The organism is Streptomyces sp. NPDC050147 (assembly GCF_040660195.1).
Lineage (GTDB): Bacteria > Actinomycetota > Actinomycetes > Streptomycetales > Streptomycetaceae > Streptomyces.
In genome coordinates this window covers 1-24673 of the sequence record NZ_JBFALJ010000007.1, presented here as the reverse complement: position 1 = coordinate 24673, position 24673 = coordinate 1, and the positions used below count along the sequence as shown (strand labels likewise).

Below are 24673 nucleotides of genomic sequence, written 5' to 3'. Positions count from 1 at the left end.
CGGACGGCGCCCTCTCGCGGGACGGCCTTCCCGATCCCATCTCGCGAGATGGAATGGTCCGCCCCTTGAACAACCCCTTGCCGCGACAGGAGTTCACACCCACCATCCCTATCAATCAGGTAGGAAAACTAGGAATCTGTGAGGCGTCCCGTGACAACGCTGATCCCCTCCGCCTCGCCGCGCGTCGTCCGGGAAGTCGCCGACGACCTCGCCGTCGACGCGGACCTGCGCGACCGGGCGGGCAAGCCTCCGGTCGACGAGGTCTCGCGGCTGCGTGAGGCGGGACTGCCTGCGCTCCTGGCACCGCCCGGCCAGAACGGACCAGTCAGCTCGGACGACTCTGACGGCTCGGTCGGCCTGGCCGGCCCGGACCGCCGCGGCAGCGACTGGCGCACGGCGTGTACGGCGATCAGGGACATCGCGGCGGCGGACAGCTCCATCGCCGAACTCCTGGCGCACCACCACGCCTTGTCGTGGAGCCCACGCCTCTTCTCCGCACCCGGGGACGCCACCGCGCTCGAACTGCGCGCCGTACGTGAGCAGTGGCTCTGGGGCGGTGACATCGAACTGCCGGACGCGCAGACAGGCACCGACCTCGCGCTCACCCCGGCCGCCGACGAATTCCTCCTGCACGGCAGGCGACCCCTGACCGCGGGCGTCGCCGTCGCCGACCGGCTCGTCCATGCGGTGCGGCGCACGGACAGCGGCGACTGGGTGGTCGTCCATGTGGACCCGGCCCACCCGGGTGTCCACGCCGAACCGGCGCACGATCTGCTCGGGCAGCGCCTGAACGGTGCGGGCGGCGTCAGTCACGACGACGTACCGGTGGCCGCGCACCAGGTGCTCGGCACGCTCTCCGTCGACGAACACGAGATCGCGCCGTTCACCGCGCTCGCCCCACTGACCCGCCGTCTCCTGCTCGTCCAGGTCGGCCTGGGCAACGCCGAGGGCGCGCTTGCCGAGGCGCGGGACATCAGCCGCGCCCTGCCGCGCCCCGCACTGTCGGCGGCTCTCGACGCCCGGGGGGACTGCGGCCCGCCCCCTGCGGACCCTTATCTGCTGCTCGCCTACGGAGAGTTGGCGACGGCCGCGCACAGCGCCGCCGCGGTCGTGGATCGCGCGACGGAGGCGTTGGCCCGAGGTCTGGAGGCGGGGCCCGCGCTCGGCGCCGACGAGCGTGCCGACATCGCGTTCCTCGTCGCCGCGGCAGAAGCGGTCACCACCCGTTCCGCCCTGCACGTCACCACCCGCGTCCTGGAACTCACCGCCGACGCGCCCTCCCCCGCGGCCGACCCGGGCCTCGACAGGTTCTGGCGCAACGCCCGAGCCCTGACGGCCCACGGCTCCGCCGAACACCGCCTCCGCGACATCGGCGAGTACTACCTCAACGGCCTCCCCTAGCGGTCCCGGCCCGCTCCCCTCTACGGCCGGTTCCACGGTCAGTACGATCTTCGGGTACTGGGACCCCGTACAGCTCGACACCCTGTGGCCGTCCCGTTCCGCATCCGCAAGGGCGAGAGGGAAGCAGCGTTGAACACCGGCAGCTACTACGAACCCGTCGACGAACACCGCTACAAGCCCACCTCCCACGCCGGTGGCGCCTGGGACACCGACGAGCAGCACTTCAGCCCGCTCGGCGGCCTCACCGTCCACGCCATCGACCGGTACCTGGCCGCTCGGTCCGGCAGCGGTCTGGTCCTGTCCCGGATCAGCTTCGACATCCTCGGGCGCCTGGTCCTCGACGAGTGCGAGATCCAGGTGGAGACCGTCCGGCCGGGCCGCACCATCGAACTGGTCGAAGCCGTCGTGCTCATGGCCGACCGCCCGGTGGTACGGGCCCGTGCCTGGCTCCTCGCCTCCGGCGACACCAGCACCGTCGAGGGCGGCGGCCCCGACAAGCTCACCTCTCCCGAGGAGCTGGCGCCTTGGCCCATGGACTCCTTGTGGCCGGGGGGCTACATCGCCTCCGTGGACGTCCGCCCCGTCGCACCCCCGCAGCCGGGCCGTACGACAGCGTGGATCTCCACCCCGCTCGACCTCGTCGCCGGGCAGGCCGCGAGCCCGCTCGCGTCGTACATCGCGCTCGTGGACACCGCCAACGGCATCGCCGTACGCCAGCCGCCCACCGCCTGGATGTTCCCCAACGTCGATCTCACCGTCCACCTGCACCGCCAGCCCGAAGGCGGCTGGACGGGACTGGACACCACGGTGACCTTCGGCCCGACGGGCCAGGGAATCACCAGCACGGTCCTGCACGACATCACCGGCCCCGTCGGCCAGGCCCAGCAGATCCTCACCGTCCGACCCCTGTAGCCGGTCCGGCCGAACCCGTTCACATGAAGCGGCGGATCAGCCGCTCCTTGGCGGCGGTGAAGGGCGGGTAGGCCGCCCGGAGGGTGTCGGGAGACAACGGCTTGTCGAGGACGGCCTTGGTGTGGCTGAAGGTCTCGATCGAGTACTGGCCGTGATAGCTGCCGAAGCCGCTCTCCCCCACACCGCCGAAGGGCAGCCCCGGCACGGTGAGATGGGCGTTGGGGAGACCGAAGCCGACCGCGCCGGACGATGTTTCCCCGAGCAGTCGCCGCCGGGTCTCCCGGTGGGGAGTGAAGGCGTAGAGGGCGAGCGGCTTGGCTCGGGCGTTGACGAACGCGATGGCGGCGTCCAGGTCGGGCAGGGACAGGACCGGCAGGATGGGGCCGAAGATCTCCTCGGACATCACGGGGGCGGCCGGGTCGACGTCGGCGAGCACGGTGGGCGCGAGGTAGCGGGTGGCCCGGTCGTGTGCGCCGCCGGTCACCACGCGACCGTCACCGAGCAGGGCGGTGAGCCGGTCGAAGTGGCGGTCGTTGATGACGCGGCCGTAGTCGGGGCTACGGGCGGGGTCGGTGCCGTACATGGACGTGATCGCGTCGGCGAGGTGGTCGGCCAGCGGTCCTGCCGTGCCGCCGATCGCCAGGACGTGGTCGGGGGCGGTGCAACTCTGCCCCGCGTTGAGGAACTTGCCCCAGGCGATGCGGCGCGCGGCGGCGGCCAGATCGGTGCCCGGCTCGACCAGCACCGGGCATTTGCCGCCCAGTTCGAGGGTGACGGGGGTGAGATGCCGGGCGGCGGCGGCCATGACGATGCGGCCCACGGTGCCGTTGCCGGTGTAGAGGATGTGGTCGAAGCGCTGCTCCAGGAGGGCCGTGGTCCGCGCAGCGGCGCCTTCGACGACCGCGACGGCGTCCGGGTCCAGGTAGCGGGGCAGCAGGCGGGCAAGCGCGGCGGACGTCGCCGGAGCCAGTTCGCTCGGCTTGAGTACGGCGCAGTTCCCCGCGGCGAGTGCGCCCACCAGCGGTGCGAGCCCGAGCATCACCGGATAGTTCCACGGGCTGATGACGAGGACCACGCCGAGCGGTTCGCGCACCGTCCGGGCGCGGGCCGGGAGCAGCGCCATGGGGGTCGGGACGCGTCGCGGGCGCAGCCAGCGCTCCAGGTGGCGCAGGGTGTGGTCGATCTCGTTGACCACGAAGCCCAGTTCCGATGTGTGCGTCTCCACCGGGCTCTTGCCCAGGTCAGTGGCGAGCGCGTCGGTCAGTGCGGGCGCCTGTTCGGTCAGCAGGGCACGCAGAGCGCGCAGTTGCCGTCGGCGCCAGGCCGTGGGGCGCGTCCGGCCCGCGGTGAACGTCGCGCGCAGCCGGGTCACTGTCCCGGCGGCGTCGGCAGCCGGGCCGTCCGCTCTGTCCACACCCAACTCCTGCTCCACATCGGTGAGTAGTGGCTGCTCCATGGTGTCTCCTCCCCGTAAACGCAACGGTGCGTTGCGCTTCCGCCGACCGTAGTACCCCCACCGCACATATGCAACGCACCGTTGCGTTGCGTTAGACTCCGGGGCATGACGACGCACCACCGCGCGGAACCCGCCCGGGGCGAGGGCCCGCGGCGCAGGCGCCAGATCTTCGACGCCACCTTGGAAGCCCTCGCCCGCGACGGCTTCGAGTCCATGACGATCGAGGGCATCGCGGAAAAATCGGGCGTCAACAAGACGACGATCTACCGCTGGTGGCCCTCCAAGTCCGCGCTGCTGGGGGCAGCCCTCATCGACGCGCCGCTCCTGGACCTGCCGATGCCCGACACCGGGCACCTCCGGGGCGACCTGGAGCACCTCGTCGACGGCCTCGTGCGCCTGCTGACCACGCAACCGTCGGGCGCCGTCGCCCAATCCGTGCTGGGAGCGGCGGTGGGCGACCCCGGGCTAGCCACCTACATCCAGGGCTTCTTCGCCGACCGCCTCGCACGCGAGCAGGTGGTGATCGACCGCGCCGTCGCGCGCGGTGAACTGCCGCCGGACACCGACACGATGACCCTGATGGACCTGCTCGCCGGGGCGGTCTGGCTGCGCGCGGTCTTCCGCCGCCTGCCGCTGGACGACGACTTCGCCCGCCGTACCGTCTCCACCGTGCTCGACGGCGTACGCCCGTCCTGAGATGTACCGGCGCGACGCGAATGCCGTGTCCACGACATCGTCACACAGTCGACCCGCAACGTTCATACCGTGATGCGCTCAATCGTGCCACTCTCCCGTTGGCACACTAGTCAACTCGCGTAGACCGCCGGACCCGTTGGGGATTCTTGGTGTGCGCGAGGCCCCGGGAGAGGACACCCCCCACATGCCCGTCCCTCACATACGTCACTGGAAACCGCTCGCCATCACGGCGGCCGCGGTCCTCGTCGGGATCACTGTCCCGGCCGCCGCCGACGCCACGACCACGGCCCCCACGCCGACCGCGGCATCCGCCGGCGCCTATGACGACACGTACTACAAGGACGCGCTCGGCAAGACCGGGCCGGAGCTGAAGAGCGCCCTGCACACCATCATCAGCGAACAGACCAAGCTGTCGTACGACCAGGTCTGGGACGCCCTGAAGGTCACCGACGAGGACCCGGCCGACAGCGGCAACGTGATCCTGCTGTACACCGGCCGCTCGCAGAGCAAGGACAGCAACGGCGGCGAGCCGGACCAGTGGAACCGTGAGCACACCTGGGCCAAGTCCCACGGTGACTTCGGCACGGCGACCGGCCCGGGCACCGACATCCACCACCTGCGCCCGACGGACGTCTCGGTCAACAGCACCCGCGGCAACAAGGACTTCGACAACGGCGGCAGCGAGGTCGGCGAGGCGCCCGGCAACTACACCGACGCCGACTCCTTCGAGCCCCGTGACGCCGTGAAGGGCGACGTGGCCCGCATGATCCTCTACATGGCCGTGCGCTACGACGGCGATGACGGTTTCGCCGACCTGGAGCCCAACGACAAGGTCGACAACGGCAGCGCCCCCGCCATCGGGCGCCTGTCCGTACTGAAGCAGTGGAGCGACGAGGACCCGCCGGACGCGTTCGAGAAGAACCGCAACCAGGCCATCTACGACCAGTTCCAGCACAACCGCAACCCGTTCGTCGATCACCCCGAGTGGGTCGGAGCGATCTGGTAGATCACGGTCGCCGCCGGTGGTGGCAGCGGCCCCCCGGGGGGGGCGCTCCCACCACCAGTGGCTGAGTCGGCGTCAGGACACCACGTCACCCAGCGGCTTGCCCTCCAGATGGCCTGCGACGTTCTGGATCGCGGCGAGGCCGATACGGACGAGCGTCTCGCGGGTCACGCCCGCCACATGCGGCGAGAGCACCACGTTCGGCGCCTTCAGCAGGCGCAGGGCCGCGGTGGGCGGTTCGGGGTCGAAGACGTCGATGCCCGCCCCGGCCAGCTTGCCGGCCGTGAGCGCGTCGGCGAGGGCGTCCTGGTCGATGAGCGCGCCCCGGGCCGTGTTGACGATGAAGGCCGTCGGCTTCAGGAGGGCGAGGCGCTCGGCGTCCAGGAGATGGCGCGTCCGCTCGGTGAGCGGGGCGTGCAGGCTGACGTAGTCGGACGTTCGCAGGAGCTCGTCGAGTTCGACGTGGCGCGCGCCGCCGAGGCGGGCCTCCGCCTCGGCGCTCAGGGCGCGCGGACCGGCGTAGACGATGCTCATGTCGAACACGACCGCGCGGCGGGCGACTTCCTCGCCGATGTGGCCGAGCCCGACGATGCCGAGCGTCTTGCCGGAGAGCTCCGTGATCGACTGCTGGAGGCGGGGAAGCGCCCAGTCGGCCTCGGTGAGCGCGGTGTGCGCCGGGATCAACTGCTTGGCGAGGGCGAGCATGAGGGCGAAGGTCTGCTCGGCCACGTTCTGCTTCTCGGCGCCGCTGGAGCCGATCGAGCAGACCAGGACTCCCCGCGAGCGCGCTGCCTCCAGGTCGACGTAGTCGAAGCCGTGGCTGGCGCACTGGACGACTTCCAGGGCCGGGGCCGCCGCGATGTGCGCGGCGGTGACGGGCGCGAGGCCGGTGACGATGACGTGCGCCTCGCGCAGGGCCGCGGGGTCCTCGTCGGCCGACTCGACGACGGTGACACGCGCCGACGCGGGGAGCAGCCCGGCGAGGGCGCCTCCCGCCGCGCGGCCGCCCACGTGGGGCGAGACGATGGCGAGGACGTTCTTCACGACGGTCATGCGGTCTCCTCGATCAGGTCGTCGGGGGTGAGGGTGGCGGGCCCGGCGTGCCCGGCGAGGGCCAGGGTGAGGTCGAGCTCGGCAAGCAGACAGCGGATCACGTGGTCCACGCCCGCCTGGCCGTCGAGGCCGAGCCCGTAGGCGTACGGCCGTCCCACGAGCACGGCCTCGGCGCCGAGGGCAAGCGCCTTGAAGATGTCGTCACCCGTGCGGATCCCGCTGTCGAACAGGACGGAGAGCCGGTCGCCGGCCGCCTCCACGACGCGGGGCAGCGCGTCGGCTGCCGCGACGGAGCCCGCGACCTGGCGGCCTCCGTGGTTGGACACCACGACCCCGTCCATGCCGACGTCGGCGGCGCGGCGCGCGTCGTCCGGGTGCAGGATGCCCTTGAGGACGATCGGGCCGTCCCAGTTCTCACGCAGGAACGCCAGGTCCGGCCAGGTCTTCGCGGGGTCGGCGAACATGCCGACGAAGTGCATCACGGCCGCGTTCGGATCCTCGTGCACGGGCTTGGCGAGGCCCGCCTGGAACGCCGGGTCGCTGAAGTAGTTGGCGGTGCCCACGCCGTGCAGGAAGGGCAGATACGCCTGGTCGAGGTCGCGTGGCCGCCAGGCGAGCAGCGGGGTGTCGAGCGTGACGACAAGAGCCGTGAAGCCCGAGGCCTTCGCCCGGTCGAGGAAGCTCTTGGTGACGTCGCGGTCCTTGGCCCAGTACAGCTGGAACCACCGCTGCGCGTCCCCCATCGCCTCGGCGACCTGCTCCATGGGGGTGCTGGAGGCCGAGGACAGGATGTACGGGACGCCGCGGGCCGCGGCCGCGCGGGCGGCGGCGGACTCGCCCTCCGGATGCATGATCGACAGGACGCCGATGGGCGCGAGGGCGAGCGGCGCGGGCAGCCGGTGGCCGAGCACCTCCACGGAGAGATCGCGTTCGTGTACGTCGCGCAGCATGCGGGGCACGATCCGGCGCCGCTCAAGGGCCTCGCGGTTGGCGCGGGCGGTGCTGCCGTTGCCCGCGCTCCCGGAGACGTAGCCGACCGGGCCTGGGCCCAGGCGCTGCTCCGTCAGCTCCTCCAGGCGGGTCAGGTCGGTGGGCAGGCGGGGCACGGCTCCCGTCATGCCGTTGAGGTAGATCTCGTACTGGAAGTCCGCCCAGTTCGGCGTCGTCGTCATGTGTGGGTCCCGTCGGTGGCCGTGAGACTGCGAGGGACAGCGCTCCGCGTGAGACAGCACTGTCTACCCGACGATCCTTGCCACAGTGACAAGCCCCGTCCATGGCCGTACGCACCCTTTTCCGATGGGACTATCACCCTGTGACAAACAAGCGGGAACGCGTCCGGCAGGAACTCCTGGCCGACTCCCGCCTCGTCGAGGCGGTCGTCGACGCGGTGCACGAACAGGTTCCGGCGTACACGGCGCTGGACGGCGGCAGGCTCCCCGAGGTGCGGGCCATCGCGGCCTGGGCGACGGACCGCCTCCTCGACCACTGGGTGACCGACGGTGCGATCGGCGACGCCGATCTGCGGCGCTTCCGCGGGATCGCGGCGGCGCGGGCGGCGGACGGCCGCCCCTTGCAGGCCGTGCTGCGCGCCTACCGGGTCGCTGCGGCGGTGGTCGCGGCCGAGGTCGCCGTCCGCGCGCCGCGGCTGTCGGCGCAGGACGCCTTCGCCTTGGCGCGGCTGTTGCTCACGGCCGTTGACACCATCTCCGAGGAGATGACGACGGCGTACGCGGCCACCAGCGAGCGTCTGACGGGCGACCGCGACAGGTCGCTCCAACTGCTGCTCGACGACCTGATCGCGGGCCGGCACGCGTCGCTGGGCGCGCTCGACGCGAGGGCGTCCCGCCTGGGCGTGCAACTCCCGGAACGCTACTGCCTGTTGGTGGCGGAACCGGCGGGCCCCGCAGTCCTCGACGGCAACCCGTCCGACATGTCCCTCACCACGTCGACCGCCCTGCTCACGGCGCTCGCCGGCGAGGAGGCGCGGGGTGCGTCACAGGCGACGACGTCCCTGGCGACAACTCACGGTTCGCGCGCCGTCCTCCTCCTTCCCGCCGCCTGCGTCGACGCCGTACCGGACGTCCTGCGCCGGCACGCCTGGCGCGGCTGCGTGATCTCGGGCGAGAGCCTGGAGCGCGTGGCCGTCGCCCACCGGCTCGCCGCGGGCGCGCTGGACACCGCTCCCCCGCACGCCCACCACACCGACCGGGTCCTCACCGACGCCGACGCGCACGTCCTGGCCCTGCTCGCGGGCCATCCCGTGGTGAGCCCCGACCAGACCGGCCGCATCGTCCTCGGCCCTCTCGTCGACGGCGCCCAACGCCACCTCCTGGAAGCCCTCACCGCGTACATCGACACCGGCTCCGCCAACGCCGCGGCCCGCTCACTCCACCTCCATCCCCAGTCCGTGCGCTACCGCCTGCGCCGCGTCCGCGACATCACGTCCCGCGACCCCCAGGACCCGTGGCAGCGCCTCACACTGGACATCGCGCGGACGATCGTCCTCGGGGGCCAGAACGCCCAGGTGTACTGACCCGCAGGGTTGTTCACGCGACCGAGCGGCGGGCGGCCCTGTGCCAGGATCGCCCGGTGACCGATTCCCGACGCGCCCTTGCGGACTTCACGGAGACCGAGCCCGACCCCGTTCCCGTGCCCACCATCGGCTGGCTCGGCCGGCACATCGACTGGTGGTGGAGCGTGACGATCGACCACGCGCGGGGACGAGTGCCGCGGGAGCGGACCGAGATCACCTGGCCGGGCGGCGGCAAGGCAGCTGTCGACCGGCTGCGTGATCTGCGTGCGGACCGGCTGACGGTGCTCGACCGGCTCGAGGACGCCGATCTTGACGCCACCGCGCCGCACGCCAGGGCTCCCACGACCTGACGGCGCCGCCAGATCGGGGCGGCCACGGGCCCGGTGCCGTGGCCGCCCCGGACATCACCAGATCCTGACGCGATCCGCCTGGTCCAGCCAGAGCCCGTCGCCTTCGGTCGTCCCGAACGCCTCGTGGAACTCGTCGAGGTTGCGGACGATGTTGGCCCGGAACTCCGGCGGCGAGTGCGGGTCGATGGTGAGGTACTGCTGCTCCTGCTCCTTGCGGCGCTTGGTGCGCCAGCAGTAGGCCCAGTTCATGAAGAGCCGCTGGGAGCCGGTCATGCCGTCGCTCGTGGGCATCGGGTCGCCGTTGAGCGCGATCTTGTACGCCGTGTGCCCGATGGTCAGGCCGCCCAGGTCGCCGATGTTCTCGCCCACCGTCAGCGAGCCGTTGACGAACTCGCCGGGCAGGTTGCGGGGCGAGAACGCGTCGTACTGCTTGACCAGCGCCTTCGACTTCGCCTCGAACGCGGTCTTGTCGGCCGCGGTCCACCAGTCGTTGAGGTTGCCCGCGCCGTCGTACTGCGCGCCCTGGTCGTCGAAGCCATGGCCGATCTCGTGGCCGATGACCGAGCCGATGCCGCCGTAGTTCTCCGCGGGGTCGGCGTCGGGCGAGAAGAACGGCTTCTGCAGTATGCCCGCGGGGAAGCAGATCTCGTTGGTGCCGGGGTTGTAGTACGCGTTGACCGTCTGCGGCAGCATGAACCACTCGTCGCGGTCGACCGGCGCGCCGATCTTCGCGAGCTGCCGGTCGGACTCGAAGGCGTCCGCCGCCTGCGCGTTGCCGAGCAGGTCGTCCGCGGACACCTCCAGGGCCGAGTAGTCGCGGAAGGTGTCGGGGTAGCCGATCTTGGGACGGAACGTGGCGAGCTTCTCGTACGCGCGCTCCTTCGTCTCGTCCGTCATCCAGTCGAGGCGGGCGATCGACTGGCGGTAGGCCTCCAGGAGGTTGGCGACGAGGTCGTCCATGATCGCCTTGGAGCTCGGCGGGAAGTGCCGCGCCACGTACTCCTTGCCGACGGCCTCACCGATGCAGCCCTCGACGAAGGCGACCGCCCGCTTCCACCGGGCGCGCAGCTCCGGGGTGCCGTTGAGGGTGCGTCCGTAGAACTCGAAGTTGTTCTGGACGAACGGGTCCGTGAGGTACGGCGCGCAGGAGCGCAGCACCCGGACCAGCGTCCAGTCGCGCCACTGCTCTATCGGCACCTCGGCCAGGACTGCGGACAGGTGGCTCAGGTAGGACGGCTGGCGCACGCACGTCTCGGCGATGGTGGCGTCCGTGCCGCCGAGCCCAGCGACATAGCCGCGCCAGTCGAACTCCGGCGCCAGAGCGGTCAGTTCGTCCAGGGTGGTGAGGTTGTAGGTCTTCTGTACGTCACGCGTCTCGGCCCGCTCCCAGTGGCCCGCGGCCAGCCGGGTCTCCAGGGCGAGGACCGACCGCGCGGCCTCGGCGGGCGAGGCGTGCTGCCCGAGCGTGAGCAGCTCGGTGAGGTAGCCGAGGTACTTCTCGCGGATCTCGGCGAACTTCTCTTCGCGGTAGTACGACTCGTCGGGCAGGCCGAGTCCGCCCTGGACGATGTTGAAGAGGTAGCGGTCGGAGTTCCGGTCGTCGGAGTCGATGTACGAACCGAAGAGACCGGAGCCGCCGATCCGCTCGAAACGGCCGAGGAACGCCGCGAGCTCCCGGGTGTCCCGCAGCCCCGCGACCGCGTCGATCAGGGGCTGTGCCGGGGCGAGCCCGCGGGCGGCGATCGTCTCCTCGTCCATGAACGAGGCGTACAGCGTGGCGATCTTGCGCGCGTCGTCCGGGACAGCGCCGGCCGTCGCGGCCGACGCCAGCTCCTGGATGATCACCTTCACTTGTTCCTCGGCCGTGTCGACCAACTGCACAAAGGGGCCCCAGCTGGAGCGATCCTCGGGGATCGGCTCGTTCTCCAGCCAGTGACCGTTGACGTGGCCGAACAGGTCGTCCTGCGGCCGGATCTCAGGGTTCATGCCCGTGCGGGCGTCATCCAGCATGCTCATTCAGGCACCCTACGCGGACAGCGCGCCCGAGCACGATCGGCCGGTGAACCCGCTCTCGCCTCAGCCTCCCACGTACTCCCGCAAGTGCAGCGCCGTCACGGTTTCCCCCTCGGCCACGAGGGCCGCGGGCGTGCCGGTGAACACCACCTGGCCGCCGTCGTGACCACCGCCGGGGCCGAGGTCGATGATCCAGTCCGCGTGCGCCATCACCGCCTGGTGGTGCTCGATGACGACCACCGAGTTGCCGTCGTCGACGAGCCGGTCGAGCAGCGCGAGCAGCTTGTCCACGTCGGCCAGGTGCAGCCCGGTCGTCGGCTCGTCCAGGACATACGTCGATGACTTCTCGGCCATGTGGATGGCGAGCTTGAGGCGCTGGCGCTCGCCGCCGGAGAGGGTGTTGAGCGGCTGGCCAAGGCGCAGGTAGCCGAGCCCGACATCGCTGAGGCGGCCGAGGATGGTGTGCGCCTGGCCCGTGGGGAAGAAGTCGTGCGCCTCGGCGATCGACATGCCGAGGACCTCGCTGATGTTCTTGCCGCGCAGCCGGTAGGTGAGGACCTCGGCCGTGAACCGCTCCCCCTCGCACTTCTCGCAGACGGACGCCACCCCGGCCATCATCGCCAAGTCGGTGTAGATGAGACCGATGCCGTTGCACTTCGGGCAGGCGCCTTCGGAGTTGGCGCTGAACAGGGCCGCCTTGACACCGTTGGCCTTGGCGAACGCGGTGCGGATCGGGCCGAGCAGTCCGGTGTAGGTGGCCGGGTTCGAGCGGCGCGAGCCGCGTATCGGCGACTGGTCGGCCACCACCACGCCCTCCTGCCCGGAGAGGTAGCCGTGGATCAGCGAGCTCTTGCCGGACCCGGCGACCCCGGTGACCACGGCGAGCACCCCGAGAGGAATGTCGACCTCGACGTCCTTGAGGTTGTGCAGATCGGCGCCCTTGATGGACAGCTGCCCCTTGGGCACGCGCACCTGTTCGCGCAGCTGGGCCCGGTGCTCGAGATGCCGCCCGGTCAGCGTGCCGGAGGCGCGGAGCCCGGCCACGTCGCCGGTGAAGCAGACCTCGCCGCCCGCCGCGCCGGCGCCGGGGCCGAGGTCCACCACGTGGTCGGCGATCGCGATGACCTCGGGCTTGTGCTCCACCACCAGGACCGTGTTGCCTTTGTCGCGCAGCCGGATCAGCAGGTCGTTCATGCGCCGGATGTCGTGCGGGTGCAGACCGATGGTCGGCTCGTCGAAGACGTACGTCACATCCGTGATGCTGGAGCCGAGATGACGGACCATCTTCACGCGCTGCGCCTCGCCACCGGAGAGCGAGCCCGACGTGCGGTCCAGGCTGAGGTAACCGAGTCCGATCTCGACCAGCGATTCGAGCAGCTCGCGCAGGCTCGTGATCAGTGGCGCGACCGCGGGGTCGTCGAGGCCGCGTACGAACGCGGCCAGGTCGCTGATCTGCATCGCCGAGCAGTCGGCGATGTTCAGGCCGTCGATCCGCGACGAGAGCGCGTCCGCGGTCAGCCTCGTGCCGTCGCAGAGCGGGCACCGGGCGAAGACGACGGCCCGCTCGACGAAGGCCTTGATGTGGGGCTGGAGGGAGTCGCGGTCCTTGGCGAGCCACGTCCGCTGCATCTTGGCCACCAGGCCCTCGTACGTGAAGCCGTTCGAGCCGACCTTCACCTTGACCGGGGTCTTGTGCAGGAGGTCGGCCCACTCCTGTTCGGTGAAGTCCTTGAGCTTCTTGTCCGGGTCGTAGAAGCCGGAGTTGACCATGATCTGCCAGCTCCAGGAGTCCACCGCGTAGTAGGGGACGGTGATCGCGCCCTCGTTCAGCGAGAGCTCGCGGTCCACGAGCTGGTCCACGTCGACGGTGGAGGCCTCACCAGTGCCCTCGCACTGGGGGCACATGCCTTCGGGCAGGTTGAAGCTGAAGGCGCCCGACGTCCCGATGTGCGGGACGCCGAGGCGGCTGAAGATGATCCTGAGCATGGTGTAGGCGTCGGTGGCGGTGCCCACCGTGGAGCGCGAGTTGGCGCCCATCCGCTCCTGGTCGACGACGATCGCCGCGCTGAGGTTGCGCAGGCCGTCCACGTCGGGGCGGCCCTGGCTCGGCATGAACGACTGGACGAACGCGGTGTACGTCTCGTTGATCAGCCGCTGCGACTCGGCGGCGATGGTGCCGAAGACGAGCGAGGACTTTCCGGAGCCCGAGACTCCGGTGAAGACGGTGAGCCGCCGCTTGGGGATGTCGAGCGAAACGTTCCGCAAGTTGTTCTCGCGTGCGCCTCGCACCTGAATCACGTGGTGGCTGTCGGCGGGGATGACCGTCACTGATGCTCCTTGGCCTGAACCGGGCGGAAGGAACAGCGTACACCGTACTCAGTCTCGCGCGTACGCCGTACCCGGCATGCGACCGACGTCGATTTCCGGCTCCCATCGCCGCCTCAGAGCTCTCACTTGGTATGGACATGACTGCCGAGCCGCTCCTATGCTCCGCCTGGATCCACGTGAGAGCGCTCTCATCACCCTGTTCCTCCCCACCTCGACGGAACGACAGAAAGGGCACTGCCGTGAGACGCAGAACCGGAGTCCGCATCGCCTTCTCCTGCTTGCTCCTGGTCGGCACCTGGGCAAGCGCCTCCCTCACCTCCACCGCCGGCGCCGCCCCCGCCCCCACCGCTCCCCCGGCATCCGCGGGCATGCTCACCGCCCTCCAGGAAGACCTCGGGCTCACCGCGAGCCAGGCGCGCGAACGCCTCGCCGCCGAGAAGACCGCGATGCGCGTCGACCGCGCGGCGCGACGGACGGCCGGATCGACATACGCGGGCTCCTGGTACGACGCGGGCACCGGGAAGCTGACCGTCGCCACCACCCGCGCGGACAAGGCCGACGCCCTGCGCGAGACCGGCGCCGCCGTCCGCGTGGTCCGCCACAGCGCGAAGGAACTGGACGCCGCCAAGGAGCGCATCGACGCGCTGGACGCCCCCAAGGGCGTCAGCAGCTGGCACGTGGCGCCGCGCGGCAACACGGTCGTGGTGAACGTCGTCGCGGCTCAGCGGAGAGACAACGATGTCCAACGGTTCCTCGACCGCGCCCGGCAGGCGGGCCCCGTCCAGGTCGAGACGGTCGGCAAGGCGCCGCGCACCTTCGCCGCGGGCACCGTGGGCGGCGACCCCTATTACACGGGCAACGTCCGCTGTTCCATCGGCTTCTCGGTGCACGGAGGGTTCGTCACCGCGGGCCACTGCGGGCAGGCGGGAGCCGGGGTGCGCGGCTGGGACGGCTCGAACATCGGCAGCTTCCAGGGCTCCTCGTTCCCCGGCAACGACTACGCGTACGTCAGCGTGGGCAACGGCTGGTGGACCGTGCCGGTGGTGCTCGGCTGGGGCACCGTCCCCGACCAGCTCGTCCGCGGCTCGGCGGAGGCACCCGTAGGAGCCTCGGTCTGCCGCTCCGGCTCCACCACGCACTGGCACTGCGGCACCGTCCTCGCCAAGAACGAGACCGTGAACTACAGCCAGGGCGCCGTCCACCAGATGACCAAGACGAGCGTCTGCGCCGAACCGGGCGACTCCGGCGGCTCGTTCATCAGCGGCGACCAGGCCCAGGGCGTCACCTCGGGCGGCTGGGGCAACTGCCGCGGCGGCGGCGAGACCTGGCACCAGCCGGTCAACGAGATCCTCGGGCGGTACGGCCTCACCCTGCACACCGCCTGACGGCGGCGTTCCGCGCCGGGCCCGCGGGAGGGCCCGGCGCGTGCGCTGCACCTCGGGGGCGCGTCCGGGCGCGAGGACGATCGTCCTCCCCGGACAGGCGTCAGCCCGGTGACCGTGATCGGTCACCGGGCTGACAGCGGCACTCTTGACGCAGCGCCTGACGCAGCGTCACATGCTCAGCCGCGTACGGACTCCAGCTCTCGGTCCTGGTCGTCCTCGCGTGCCGTGGGGAAGTCGCCGAGCTGCTTGTGCAGCTTCTCGCCCTCCACGTCGACGTTGGGCAGCAGGCGGTTGAGCCACTTCGGCAGCCACCACGCCTTGTCGCCCAGGAGGGCGAGCACGGCCGGGACGATCGCCATGCGGACGACGAAGGCGTCGAAGAGGACGGCGATGGCCAGGCCGAAGCCCATCATCTTGATCATGTCGTCGTTCTCCATGATGAAGCCGGAGAAGACGCTCATCATGATGACCGCCGCGGCGGCGACGACCCGCCCGCCGTGCGTGAAGCCGGTGACGACCGCCTCACCGGCCCGCGCCCCGTGGACGTACGCCTCACGCATGCGGGTCACGAGGAACACCTCGTAGTCCATGGCCAGGCCGAAGACCACGCCGATCATGAAGATCGGCATCATGCTCATGATCGGGCCCGGCTGGTCCACGCCGACGATGTCGGCGAACCAGCCCCACTGGAAGACCGCGACGACGGCGCCGAGCGCGGCTGCCACCGACAGGAGGAAGCCGAGCGCCGCCTTGAGCGGGACGAGAATCGAGCGGAAGACCAGCATCAGGAGCAGGAAGGCCAGGCCGACGACGAGTCCCAGGTAGGGAAGCAGCGCGTCGTCCAGGGTCTGCGAGAAGTCGATGGTCATGGCGGTCGCGCCGGTGACCAGGACCTCGGAGCCGGTCTTGTCCCCGAGACCGTCGACCGTCGAGCGGATCTCCTTGACGACACCCTCGGTCTTGTGGTCGCTCGGACCGGTCGTCGGTATGACGTTGAAGATCGCGGTGTCGTCGGACTTGTTGCCGTTCGCCGGTGTGACGGCGGCGACGCCGTCGATCTTGGCGATCTCCTTCCCGACGGTGCCGGCCGCGGCGGCGGCACCCTTGTCCTTGTCCGTGTCGACCGTGACCATCAGCGGGCCGTTGAAGCCGGCCCCGAAGGAATCGGACAGCATGTCGTACGCCTTGCGCTGCGTGGTGTCCGGCGCCGACGTGCCTTCGTCGGGCAGACCGAGCTCCAGGCTGGTGGCCGGTACGGCGACCACGCCGAGGCCCACCACGGCGAGCATCAGGACGGGGACCGGACGGCGCAGCACGAAGCGTGCCCAGCGCGTGCCCAGCTTCGGCTTGGCGTTCGGGTCCCGCAGTTCGCTCACGGGCTTCTTGCGGTCCTTGCGGCGCAGCACCTTCTTGCCCGCGAAGCCGAGCAGCGCGGGGATCATGGTGAGCGCGATGAGGACGGCTATCGCGACCGTGCCGGCGGCGGCCAGGCCCATCTTGGTGAGGATCGGGATGTTGACGATCGCGAGGCCGGAGAGCGCGACGATGACGGTGAGTCCGGCGAACACCACGGCGGAACCCGCGGTGCCGGTGGCGCGGCCCGCCGCTTCCTCCGGTTCGCGGCCGTCGGCGATCTCCGCTCGGTAGCGGGAGACGATGAAGAGCGCGTAGTCGATGCCGACGGCGAGGCCGATCATCATCGCGAGGGTCGAGGTCGTGCCGGAGAGGTCGAGGAGGCTGCCGAGGGCCGCGATGCCCGAGACGCCGATGCCCACGCCGATGATGGCGGTGAGGAGCGGCATGCCCGCGGCGACCATGGAGCCGAAGGTGATGATCAGGACGACCGCGGAGACCGCGATGCCGATGAGTTCGGCGGTGCCGCCCATCTCCTGCTCGGCCATGACGGCGTCGCCGCCGGTCTCGACGGTGAAGCCCGTCTTGCGGCTGTCGTCGGTGGCCTTGGTCAGCGCGTCTCGCGCCTTGTCGGTCAGCTCGGGGGCGGCCACCTTGTACGTGACGGACGCGTACGCGGTGGTGCCGTCCTTGCTGACGGCGTTGGCCTTGAAGGGGTCCGCGACCTCGCTGACCTGCGGCCCCGCGCCCAGCGTCTTGACCAGCTCCTGGACGTCGGCCTTGGGGCCGGACTCGGTGAGCTTCTCGCCCTCGGGGGCGCGGATGACGACGCGAGCGGTGGCGCCCTCGGCGCTGGCCGCCGGGAACTTCTCGTCGAGGAGGTCGAAGGCCTTCTGGGACTCCGTCCCCGGCATGGAGAAGGAGTCTTCGGGCGGTGCGGGCGCGGCCGACGCGGAGAAGCCGACGCCGGCCAGCAGCACCACCCACATCAGTGCCACATAGCGGCGTCGCCGGAAGGCGAGGCGACCCAGTTTGTAGAGGAACGTAGCCACGGCGAAGGGGCTCCCGTCGGTTTCGGCAGGCAGAGTGACACCCCCCGCGGCACTATCAGCGCACGTCAGGGCGGTCAGCAGGTTCCCTTCAATAGTCCAGGCACACTCCGGCCCGGAAGTCAGACTCAGAGTCGGACTATCGGCCCACGGGTGCTGTAGTGCCGTGCACGCCAGGTCATCCTCGGGGAGGAGAAGTGATCAGAATGTGTAGGACCCACACCGCACGCCCGATCACCGGAGGATTTGCCTCCGTACCTTGGGACACCTGCTCACCGGAGAACAACTCGCCCTCATACCACCTCAATAGGAGAGATAAGGTGCCGAGTCAGCCCTCAGATACTTGTCATCACCATCCAGGAGAACCTTCGTGACTCTTGCCATCGAGCCGTCCGAAGCAGCCCCGTCGTCGGACGTGTCCAAGCCGGTGGCCCGGGACGCCCGCGAGTTCGGTGCCTACGCACGGACCGGCGGCTGGGCCTTCGCGCTGAAGGTGGCGCGCAGTGTGCGCCCCGGCGGACAGGGCGCCGACGAGACGCCGAAGGTCTCGGCGAAGGAGTTCAGCGATCTTGCCGGCTGCTCCGCCGAGCGCGTCATGCGCTATTACAAAGCGTGGGACAAGGCCGCTGACGACGGCCTTGTACCCCACTTCGAGGCGCTCACGCCCGGCGAGGACATCGAACTTCCCGACTCCGACGTCTGGTTGACCTATTACGCCTCCCGCTCCAGCGCCCTCTCCACACGCGGGACCGCGATCACGCAGGCCGCCGAGGCCGAGGGCATCCGCCCCACCAAGGCCCTGGAGGTCGCCGAGAACCCCACCGCCCTGCGCGCCGCGATCCTCGCCGACCCCGGGACCGCCGAGGCGGCGCGGCGGGCGCTGATGGACCGGCTCGACGAGGACCCGGCGCTGCGCACCGAGCTCGTCCGCGACATCGTGCGGGCGGACGACCTCAAGAAGGCGGTCGCGGCCGAGGCCAAGGCGGGCGACCGCGTCGACTACGTACGCCAGATCGTCGACAAGGGTCAGGTCAAGACGGAGGCGGGCCAGCTGATCGACGCGCCCGCCGAGCTGAAGGAGGAGGCGGAGCGGCATCTGTCCCTCATCGACGAGCTCGACGAGGGCGAGGACTCCGGCGAGTGGGCCCGCGAGGCGTACGACACCGTGAAGGACCTGGTCGCCCAGACCGTCCAGAGCGATCCGAAGCTGCGCGTTCAGGAGCGCCGCGCGAAGTTCTACAGCAGCCTGCAGAAGGCGACGAAGGTCTTCGAGGAGCTGACCTTCGACGACGCCGAGGTCGACGACATCTACGAGGACGACATGCTGCTGCGCCTCGAGGAGCTGCAGCAGTCGATCGCCGCGTGCATCACGGCGCTCCAGGCCGCGACAGCGGGCTCGGCTGCCGCCGGCACGGCCACTGCCGCTGTCACCGCCGCTGCCGCCACTGACGCCGTCGCCGTCTTCGACGACATGCCTGTCTTCGACGACACGGCAGACGCCGCGCAGGACGCCGGCTGACGGCCGCGGGCCCCGCCCTCCCCGTACATCCCGATGATGACCATGGCCTCTCCCGTAGCCCTGGAGTCGTACGGAATGACCCATACGCGGAGGGATTCGCCGCGCCCCGCCTCGCTCGTAGCTTCTTGATCAACGTACGGAGACCGGCGTACGGAGTTGATCGAGAGGTCATGGATCTATGCACGGCAAAGCATTCGCGCCCGAGTATCAGGGCGAGCTGGGCGCGGCACTCGGGGTGAACTCCTCCTACGAGGAGGTGCTGACGGCGGCGGACCGCGCCCTCTCCCAGGCGGACACCGCACTGGAGAGGGCGCGCGCCGCTCTTGCCCTGGCCGAGGCCAACCGGCGGCTCGGTCAGGTGGACGACGCGGGCTCCGCCTGGCGGCAGAGCTACCGCAGCGCACGCGTCGCGGGGGACGCGGGCGCCATGGCCTGGGCGCTGTGGAGCGGCGGCACGCTGGCCCGCCAGTGCGGTCAACTACGGCTCGCGCGACGGCTGCTGGCCTGGGGCGTTGCGCTGGCCGACGACTGCGGCGAGCGGCTCGCACACGGCTACGCACTCGCGGGACTGGCCGAGACGGGACGCATCCAGGGGGACTACGCGGCGGTGGCGGCCCTGCACGAGCAGCTTCTGGAACAGGGGCGGAAGCACGGCGAGGCACGGCACATGGTCTGGGCGATGTCCGGCATCGCCCAGATGCGGCGGAACACCGGCGACTACACCGAGGCGCTCGAGCTGTTCGAGGAGTGCGTCAGGATCTCGACCGAAGCGCAGGACGCGCGGGGGCGCGCCTGGTCGTTGCGCGGGGTCGCCGACGTCCTCTCGCTGCGGGGCGAGACCGAGAAGGCGCTCGCGCTGCTCGCGGAGGCGGAGGTCGTCTGCCGGGCCATGGACCTGGCGAGCGCGCTCGCGTACAACCACAAGATGCGGGGCAACGTCCTGTACCGGGACGGGCGTTACGCCGCGGCACGCGAGATGTACGCCATCGCCCTGGAAGAGTTCGGCGCCATGCGGGAGCCGCGCGGTGTGGCCCTGTCCCGGCTCGGTCTGGTCAAGTCACGGGCCAGGCTCGGCCACGACCGCGGCGAGACGCTGGCCGAACTCGACCAGTTGGAGGACGACTTCGCGCGCATCGGGCTGCGGCAGGCGCGGGAGGCGGCGGCCGACTTCCGCGACGAGATGGCCGCGGAGCCGAGCATGACGTGACGCGGGGGCTCCGGGGAGTCGTCGCCCGCGGGTGTACCGAGTGTCACTCCGCCGGTGTGATGCGGATGCCGACCGTCCCGCTCGTACCGCGCCGGATCTTGCTGCCGAGCAGGGTGAGGCGGCCGATCAGGCCGTACTTGCGCGCGATGAGGGTGCGGTAGCGCGCGGTCACCTGCGGGTCGCAGATCTCGGCGGTGGCGGGGACCTGTTTGCCGGTGGGGTTGCCCCGCAGGTCACAGGGACCGATCAGAACGTCGGGGCGGTTGCGGATCCGCTTGACCTTCCAGGAGTCCGCGGCCGTCCACACCCCGAGCGCGGCACCGTCCTCGACGACCCAGACGGGGCTGGGCACCGGGGTGCCGTTCTTGCGGTAACTGGTGACCAGCAGGTACTTCCCGCCACCGAGCCGTGCCCGCGCTACGTCGTCCATTTGACCGCTCCAGACCCTCTTGTCGCTTTGCACGCACACCGCCGAAGGTTTGGATGCTACTCGCGATCACGTTCGCTCGGCGCGGGTGATGCGCGGGCACGCCTGCGGGGCCCGGACGGATCCGAGCCCCGCAGGCGTTGGCTGTCCGACGGTCAGGCGCCCCACGTGCCCTGGTTGACGGCGCAGTTCCAGCCGTTGCCGTGCACCTTGAACTTCACCTTGTACGACCTGGTGTTCAGCAGGCGCGTCTTGACCCTGACCCCGAGGCTGGCCTTCCCCTTCAGGCTCTTGTCGTAGACGGAGATGGTCTTCGAGGTCTTGTGCGTGACCTTGCCGCCCTTCGCCTTCGCCGTGCCGAAGCGGACGTTCTTGACGTTGCTGACCGTGAAGGTGACCTTCTTGAACGTCTTGGTGCTCTTGTTCTTGAGGCCGAAGTACAGGCCGTCGCCCTTCACCCATCCGCCCGGGCCGATGTAGAACCGGGACGTGTAGACGATGTCGATCGGGCAGCCGGCGCTCTGCTCCGCGGCGGCCGACGCCTTCGGTGCCTTCGGTGCGTCCGCCGCGGAGGCGGACCCGGCCAGGCCGAGCTGAGCGGCCGTGAGTGCCCCTGCCGTGGCCAGGACTGCGGCGGTCGTGCGTGCGTGGTTCATCAGGCTGGTGCCTTTCCCCCTGCGGCCCTCTCGGGCCCGACTGTCAGAATGATGCGATGGATGCGCACAAGACGGTCTGCGTCCCTGTGCCGCCCGTATTTTTAGCAGGCATACGGACATGAGTGAACGTCAGGTTGTCCGCGCGTACAGCACCGTGACGAAAGCCGGACATTCGCTCGGCGATCTGCCCACGGCCCCTCACATCGGCGGTGGCGCGGGCGCGGGGCCCAGCGTCGTCGTGCCCGGCGTGGTCCGGTGGGCGAGGCCGGTGCGGTAGGCGTCCAGGGCCGCTTCCGTGCGTCCCGTGCGCCGGAGCAGGTCGCCGAGGAGGCAGCACAGACCGGCCACGTCCCCCGCCGCGCCCGCGCGTTCGAGCAGTGGCAGGGCGGCGCGGTAGTGCTCCTCGGCGCCCTCCGTGTCACCGCACTCCTCCGCGATGAGGCCGAGCAGCCGGTGTGCGGCGCCCCTGTGCACCGCACCGCGTCCTGCCCGCAGTGCCGGGATCTCCGTGGGCTCCGGGCCGGCGGCCAGCAGCGGCCTGAGGAGGGCCTCGGCCGCTCCGATCCTGCCGCGTCGGCGCAGCACGTCCGCGAGTTCCACCTCGACCTGGTGGGCGTAGAGCGCGGCCCGCTTGGCGGTCAGCATGTCGTGTGCGGTGCGCAGTTCGTTCTCGGCGCGTTCCAGGTCGCCGTCCTGGGCGTGTACATAGCCGCGCATCCAGTGGCAGTGGGCGAGTTCGGTGCGGATGTGCAGCTGCTGGTAGAGGTCCTGGGCTTTGGCCAGCGACGCGTCGGCTTCGGCGATCCGGCCCTGGGCGATGAGCGTACGGGCCACCCCGCGGTGCATCCCGGCGAGCAGCGCGGGATCGTCCACGCGCGGCGCGAGCGCGAGGGCCAGTTCGGCGGCGTGCGCGGCGCGCTCATGTGCGCCCATGTCCATGTACGGGGCGATGGACGCCGAATAGAGGAGGAGCAGCGCGTCGGGGTCGTGCAGTCCCGAGGCGTTGAGCTGATCGAGAGCCGTCTCCAACAGATGGCAGGCGTACCGGAGTTCACCCGTGAGGCGGTGGGCGTTGGCGCGGCCTCGGATGGCGGGGACGCGGCGCGGCAGCGGCTCGTCGGCGAGCAACCGCTCCGCCGACACGAAGCATTCGTGCGCGTGGTCGAGGTCGCCGGATTCGAGGAGGCAGTCGCCGAGTCCGAGAAGCGCGGCGGCCTGCTCACCCGGCAGGGCGTGTTCGACCGCTTCCTCGCCCAGCCCACGGAAGAGGGTGGCGGCGACCTCGGGGTCCCCGGTGGCCAGGGCGCGCCGTGCGTCGGTGAGGCGCAGACGCAGCTCGGCTGCGAGGCGGGGCGGACGCCCCGTCGCCAGCTCCTCGGGGGTGACGCCGAGCCGCTGAGCCAAGTGCCGCAGGGCGGCCTCCGAGGGCCGTACCTTGCCCGACTCCAGCGTGGAGACGTAGGCGGGCGTGTACGCCGGCTCCGCCAACTGCCGCTGGGTCAGACCGAGTTCCGTACGCAGCCGCAGGACGCGACGCCCGATCACCGTCGGCTCGTCGAGCCGTACGCCGCCGGATCCGCTCTCCGCCATCTCTCCCTCTCCGCCAAGGGGCCACGCCCCATTTACGCCTGACAGGCGCCGACTTGGCCCGCTATGGCGCGAACTCCGCATTCCTGTCGCGCACCTTGCGCCTCAGGCATTGCCTGCCTTCCCCGCAGCCCCTACATTGAACCGCGCCTTAAGCTCCCTTAACCCCCCACTTACATCGCGGACTTGCCGACCCCCGCGTCCGGGTCCGCGCCGACTCCTCGGGAGACCCTCCATGCGTAGACACGCTTCCCGCATATCCCGCATGTCCCGCAAGCGGCTCGCCGTGGCCACCGGTGTCGCCCTGGCCGCGGCGCTCGCCACCACCGCTCCTGCCGCCGCGGACCAGGGGCAGGACGGCAGCGCGCCGGCCGCGCACGATGCCGACCGCGTCGAGGTCGAGTACTTCACCCGCCCCGACGGCCACCCCCGGCACACCGACGTCCCGGCCTCCACCCCGCTCACCAGGAAGGAGCGGGCCACGGTCCAGGACGACGGCGACGTCCTGCCGATCGTGGAGGCCGGAGCGAGCGACACCAAGGTCGACGTCGTGTTCATCGGCGACGGCTACACCGCGGCCCAGCAGGAGGACTTCCACACCGACGTGCGCGCCAAGTGGAAGGAGATGGCCGCCGTCGAGCCGTACGCCCAGTACGAGGACCTGTTCAACGTCTGGGCCGTCGACGCGCACTCGCGGGACTCCGGCGTCTCCGGCGACCCGACGAGCGACGTCCGCAAAAACACCGCCCTGGACTCAGCGTTCTTCTGCGACGGCATAGAGCGGCTGCTGTGCGTCGACACCAACAAGGTCGAGGCGTACGCGAGCAAGGCCGCCGACCCCGATCTCGTCATCGTGCTCAGCAACTCCACCAAGTACGGCGGCGCGGGCTACAACGCCATCACCTCGCCGTCCGGATACGACGGCATAGGCACCGCCTCCTCCGACCACCCGGACTCGGACCAGGTCGCCGTCCACGAGACCGGCCACTCCTTCGGCAAGCTCGCCGACGAGTACTGGTACGACGAGAGCGCCTACACCGGCCCCGAGCCGGGCGAGTCCAACCTCACCAAGCTCAGCGCCGACGAGATGGCCGCGCAGAAGGTGAAGTGGCACCGCTGGCTCGGCCAGGAATCACCCGACGGCGGCACTGTCGGCGCGTACGAGGGCGGCGGCTACCACGGGCGCGGCCTCAATCGCCCGACCGAGGACTCGATCATGCGCACCCTCGGCCGGGAGTTCAATCTGCCCGGACGTGAGGCCATGATCGCGGGCTTCCACCAGCACGCACCCGTCCTCACCTCCACCACCCCCACCGACCGGAAGGTGCGCCGCTCCCAGCGGATCAGGGTCGAGGTGTCTTCCCACGCCCGGCTGCGCTGGTACGTCGACGGCCGCGAGGTCCGCCATGCCCGGGACGCGGCCGACGTGACCCCCAGGGCGCTCGGCGTACCGGCCGACGGCCGCGCGCACACCGTCACGGCACGCGCCACCGACCCCAACAAGGCGGTCCGCGCACCGGAGTTGCGCAAGCTGATGAGCGGCTCGCTCAGCTGGCAGGTCATCCGCTGACAGCTCACCTGCTGGCAGGTCGCCCGCTGACAGCTCACCCGCTGGCCGAGCGAAGTGGCCGACCGCCTTGAGCAGGGATATACGCGTACGACCCGAAGAAGGCGAAGAAGCTTCTGGAGGAGGCCGGGGTCAAGGACCTGTCGGTCGATCTCATGGCGGTGAACGTGAGTTGGAT

General features: G+C 70.6%; 18 protein-coding genes and 1 pseudogene. 10 read left to right on the top strand and 9 right to left on the bottom strand.

Annotated features, from left to right (window positions below; translation table 11 throughout):
• Nucleotides 1–150 precede the first annotated feature (150 nt).
• Together AB0I94_RS13220 and AB0I94_RS13215 are read left to right on the top strand one after the other, a co-directional pair.
• Nucleotides 151–1401: an acyl-CoA dehydrogenase gene (locus AB0I94_RS13220; protein WP_363309620.1), complete on the top strand. Its 1251-nt coding sequence runs from the start codon at nt 151–153 to the stop codon at nt 1399–1401.
• Nucleotides 1402–1530: 129 nt separating this feature from the next.
• Nucleotides 1531–2313: a thioesterase family protein gene (locus tag AB0I94_RS13215; protein ID WP_363309882.1), complete on the top strand. Its 783-nt coding sequence runs from the start codon at nt 1531–1533 to the stop codon at nt 2311–2313.
• Nucleotides 2314–2332: 19 nt separating this feature from the next.
• On the opposite strand, the gene AB0I94_RS13210 is transcribed toward AB0I94_RS13215, so the two are convergent.
• Entirely contained in the window at nt 2333–3769 is a 1437-nt protein-coding gene (locus AB0I94_RS13210) for an aldehyde dehydrogenase family protein (RefSeq protein ID WP_363309619.1), read from the bottom strand.
• A 105-nt stretch (nt 3770–3874) separates the two neighbouring features.
• Here AB0I94_RS13210 and AB0I94_RS13205 point away from each other — a divergent pair, with 105 nt between their 5' ends.
• Nucleotides 3875–4465 (top strand): TetR/AcrR family transcriptional regulator, encoded by a 591-nt coding sequence (locus AB0I94_RS13205; protein WP_363309618.1) that lies wholly within the window; start codon nt 3875–3877, stop codon nt 4463–4465.
• 184 nt (nt 4466–4649) lie between these two features.
• Nucleotides 4650–5471, top strand: a complete 822-nt coding sequence (locus tag AB0I94_RS13200; protein ID WP_363309617.1) for an endonuclease — start codon at nt 4650–4652, stop codon at nt 5469–5471.
• A 72-nt stretch (nt 5472–5543) separates the two neighbouring features.
• On the opposite strand, the gene AB0I94_RS13195 is transcribed toward AB0I94_RS13200, so the two are convergent.
• Nucleotides 5544–6521 carry an NAD(P)-dependent oxidoreductase gene (locus AB0I94_RS13195; RefSeq protein WP_363309616.1) on the bottom strand — a complete coding sequence of 326 codons (978 nt, stop codon included), beginning with the start codon at nt 6519–6521 and terminating at the stop codon, nt 5544–5546.
• Complete coding sequence (locus AB0I94_RS13190) at nt 6518–7693, bottom strand: lactate 2-monooxygenase (RefSeq protein WP_363309615.1); 1176 nt, start codon at nt 7691–7693, stop codon at nt 6518–6520. The genes AB0I94_RS13195 and AB0I94_RS13190 overlap by 4 nt, the downstream gene beginning before the upstream one ends.
• Nucleotides 7694–7833: 140 nt before the next feature.
• Here AB0I94_RS13190 and AB0I94_RS13185 point away from each other — a divergent pair, with 140 nt between their 5' ends.
• Together AB0I94_RS13185 and AB0I94_RS13180 are read left to right on the top strand one after the other, a co-directional pair.
• Nucleotides 7834–9054 (top strand): helix-turn-helix domain-containing protein, encoded by a 1221-nt coding sequence (locus AB0I94_RS13185; protein WP_363309614.1) that lies wholly within the window; start codon nt 7834–7836, stop codon nt 9052–9054.
• A 77-nt stretch (nt 9055–9131) separates the two neighbouring features.
• Nucleotides 9132–9377, top strand: a pseudogene (locus AB0I94_RS13180) (DinB family protein); the annotation flags it as partial.
• Between the two features lie 81 nt (nt 9378–9458).
• Here the strand turns inward: AB0I94_RS13180 and AB0I94_RS13175 are convergent.
• Nucleotides 9459–11420, bottom strand: coding sequence for a M13-type metalloendopeptidase (locus AB0I94_RS13175; RefSeq protein WP_363309613.1), 1962 nt, complete (start codon nt 11418–11420; stop codon nt 9459–9461).
• A gap of 60 nt (nt 11421–11480) precedes the next feature.
• The gene (locus tag AB0I94_RS13170) at nt 11481–13745 is read right to left on the bottom strand and encodes an excinuclease ABC subunit UvrA (RefSeq protein WP_363309612.1); all 2265 of its coding nucleotides are present in this window, start codon (nt 13743–13745) and stop codon (nt 11481–11483) included.
• 239 nt (nt 13746–13984) lie between these two features.
• Here AB0I94_RS13170 and AB0I94_RS13165 point away from each other — a divergent pair, with 239 nt between their 5' ends.
• On the top strand, nt 13985–15130 hold the full coding sequence (locus tag AB0I94_RS13165) for a S1 family peptidase (RefSeq protein ID WP_363309611.1): 1146 nt from the start codon (nt 13985–13987) through the stop codon (nt 15128–15130).
• Between the two features lie 176 nt (nt 15131–15306).
• Here the strand turns inward: AB0I94_RS13165 and AB0I94_RS13160 are convergent, their stop codons facing one another.
• The gene (locus AB0I94_RS13160; RefSeq protein WP_363309610.1) at nt 15307–17535 is read right to left on the bottom strand and encodes an MMPL family transporter; all 2229 of its coding nucleotides are present in this window, start codon (nt 17533–17535) and stop codon (nt 15307–15309) included.
• Nucleotides 17536–17902: 367 nt separating this feature from the next.
• Here AB0I94_RS13160 and AB0I94_RS13155 point away from each other — a divergent pair, with 367 nt between their 5' ends.
• Both AB0I94_RS13155 and AB0I94_RS13150 read left to right on the top strand, forming a co-directional pair.
• The gene (locus AB0I94_RS13155; RefSeq protein WP_363309609.1) at nt 17903–19051 is read left to right on the top strand and encodes a hypothetical protein; all 1149 of its coding nucleotides are present in this window, start codon (nt 17903–17905) and stop codon (nt 19049–19051) included.
• Between the two features lie 178 nt (nt 19052–19229).
• Nucleotides 19230–20258 carry a tetratricopeptide repeat protein gene (locus AB0I94_RS13150; protein ID WP_363309608.1) on the top strand — a complete coding sequence of 343 codons (1029 nt, stop codon included), beginning with the start codon at nt 19230–19232 and terminating at the stop codon, nt 20256–20258.
• A gap of 43 nt (nt 20259–20301) precedes the next feature.
• On the opposite strand, the gene AB0I94_RS13145 is transcribed toward AB0I94_RS13150, so the two are convergent.
• The 3 genes from AB0I94_RS13145 to AB0I94_RS13135 form a co-directional block, all read right to left on the bottom strand.
• Nucleotides 20302–20688: a PPOX class F420-dependent oxidoreductase gene (locus AB0I94_RS13145; RefSeq protein ID WP_363309607.1), complete on the bottom strand. Its 387-nt coding sequence runs from the start codon at nt 20686–20688 to the stop codon at nt 20302–20304.
• A gap of 152 nt (nt 20689–20840) precedes the next feature.
• A complete protein-coding gene (locus AB0I94_RS13140; RefSeq protein WP_363309606.1) occupies nt 20841–21341 on the bottom strand; it encodes a hypothetical protein in 501 nt (166 codons plus the stop codon).
• A gap of 198 nt (nt 21342–21539) precedes the next feature.
• The gene (locus tag AB0I94_RS13135) at nt 21540–22931 is read right to left on the bottom strand and encodes a helix-turn-helix transcriptional regulator (RefSeq protein WP_363309605.1); all 1392 of its coding nucleotides are present in this window, start codon (nt 22929–22931) and stop codon (nt 21540–21542) included.
• Between the two features lie 232 nt (nt 22932–23163).
• On the opposite strand from AB0I94_RS13135, the gene AB0I94_RS13130 reads away from it, so the two are divergent.
• Entirely contained in the window at nt 23164–24498 is a 1335-nt protein-coding gene (locus tag AB0I94_RS13130; protein WP_363309604.1) for a M64 family metallopeptidase, read from the top strand.
• Nucleotides 24499–24673 lie beyond the last annotated feature (175 nt).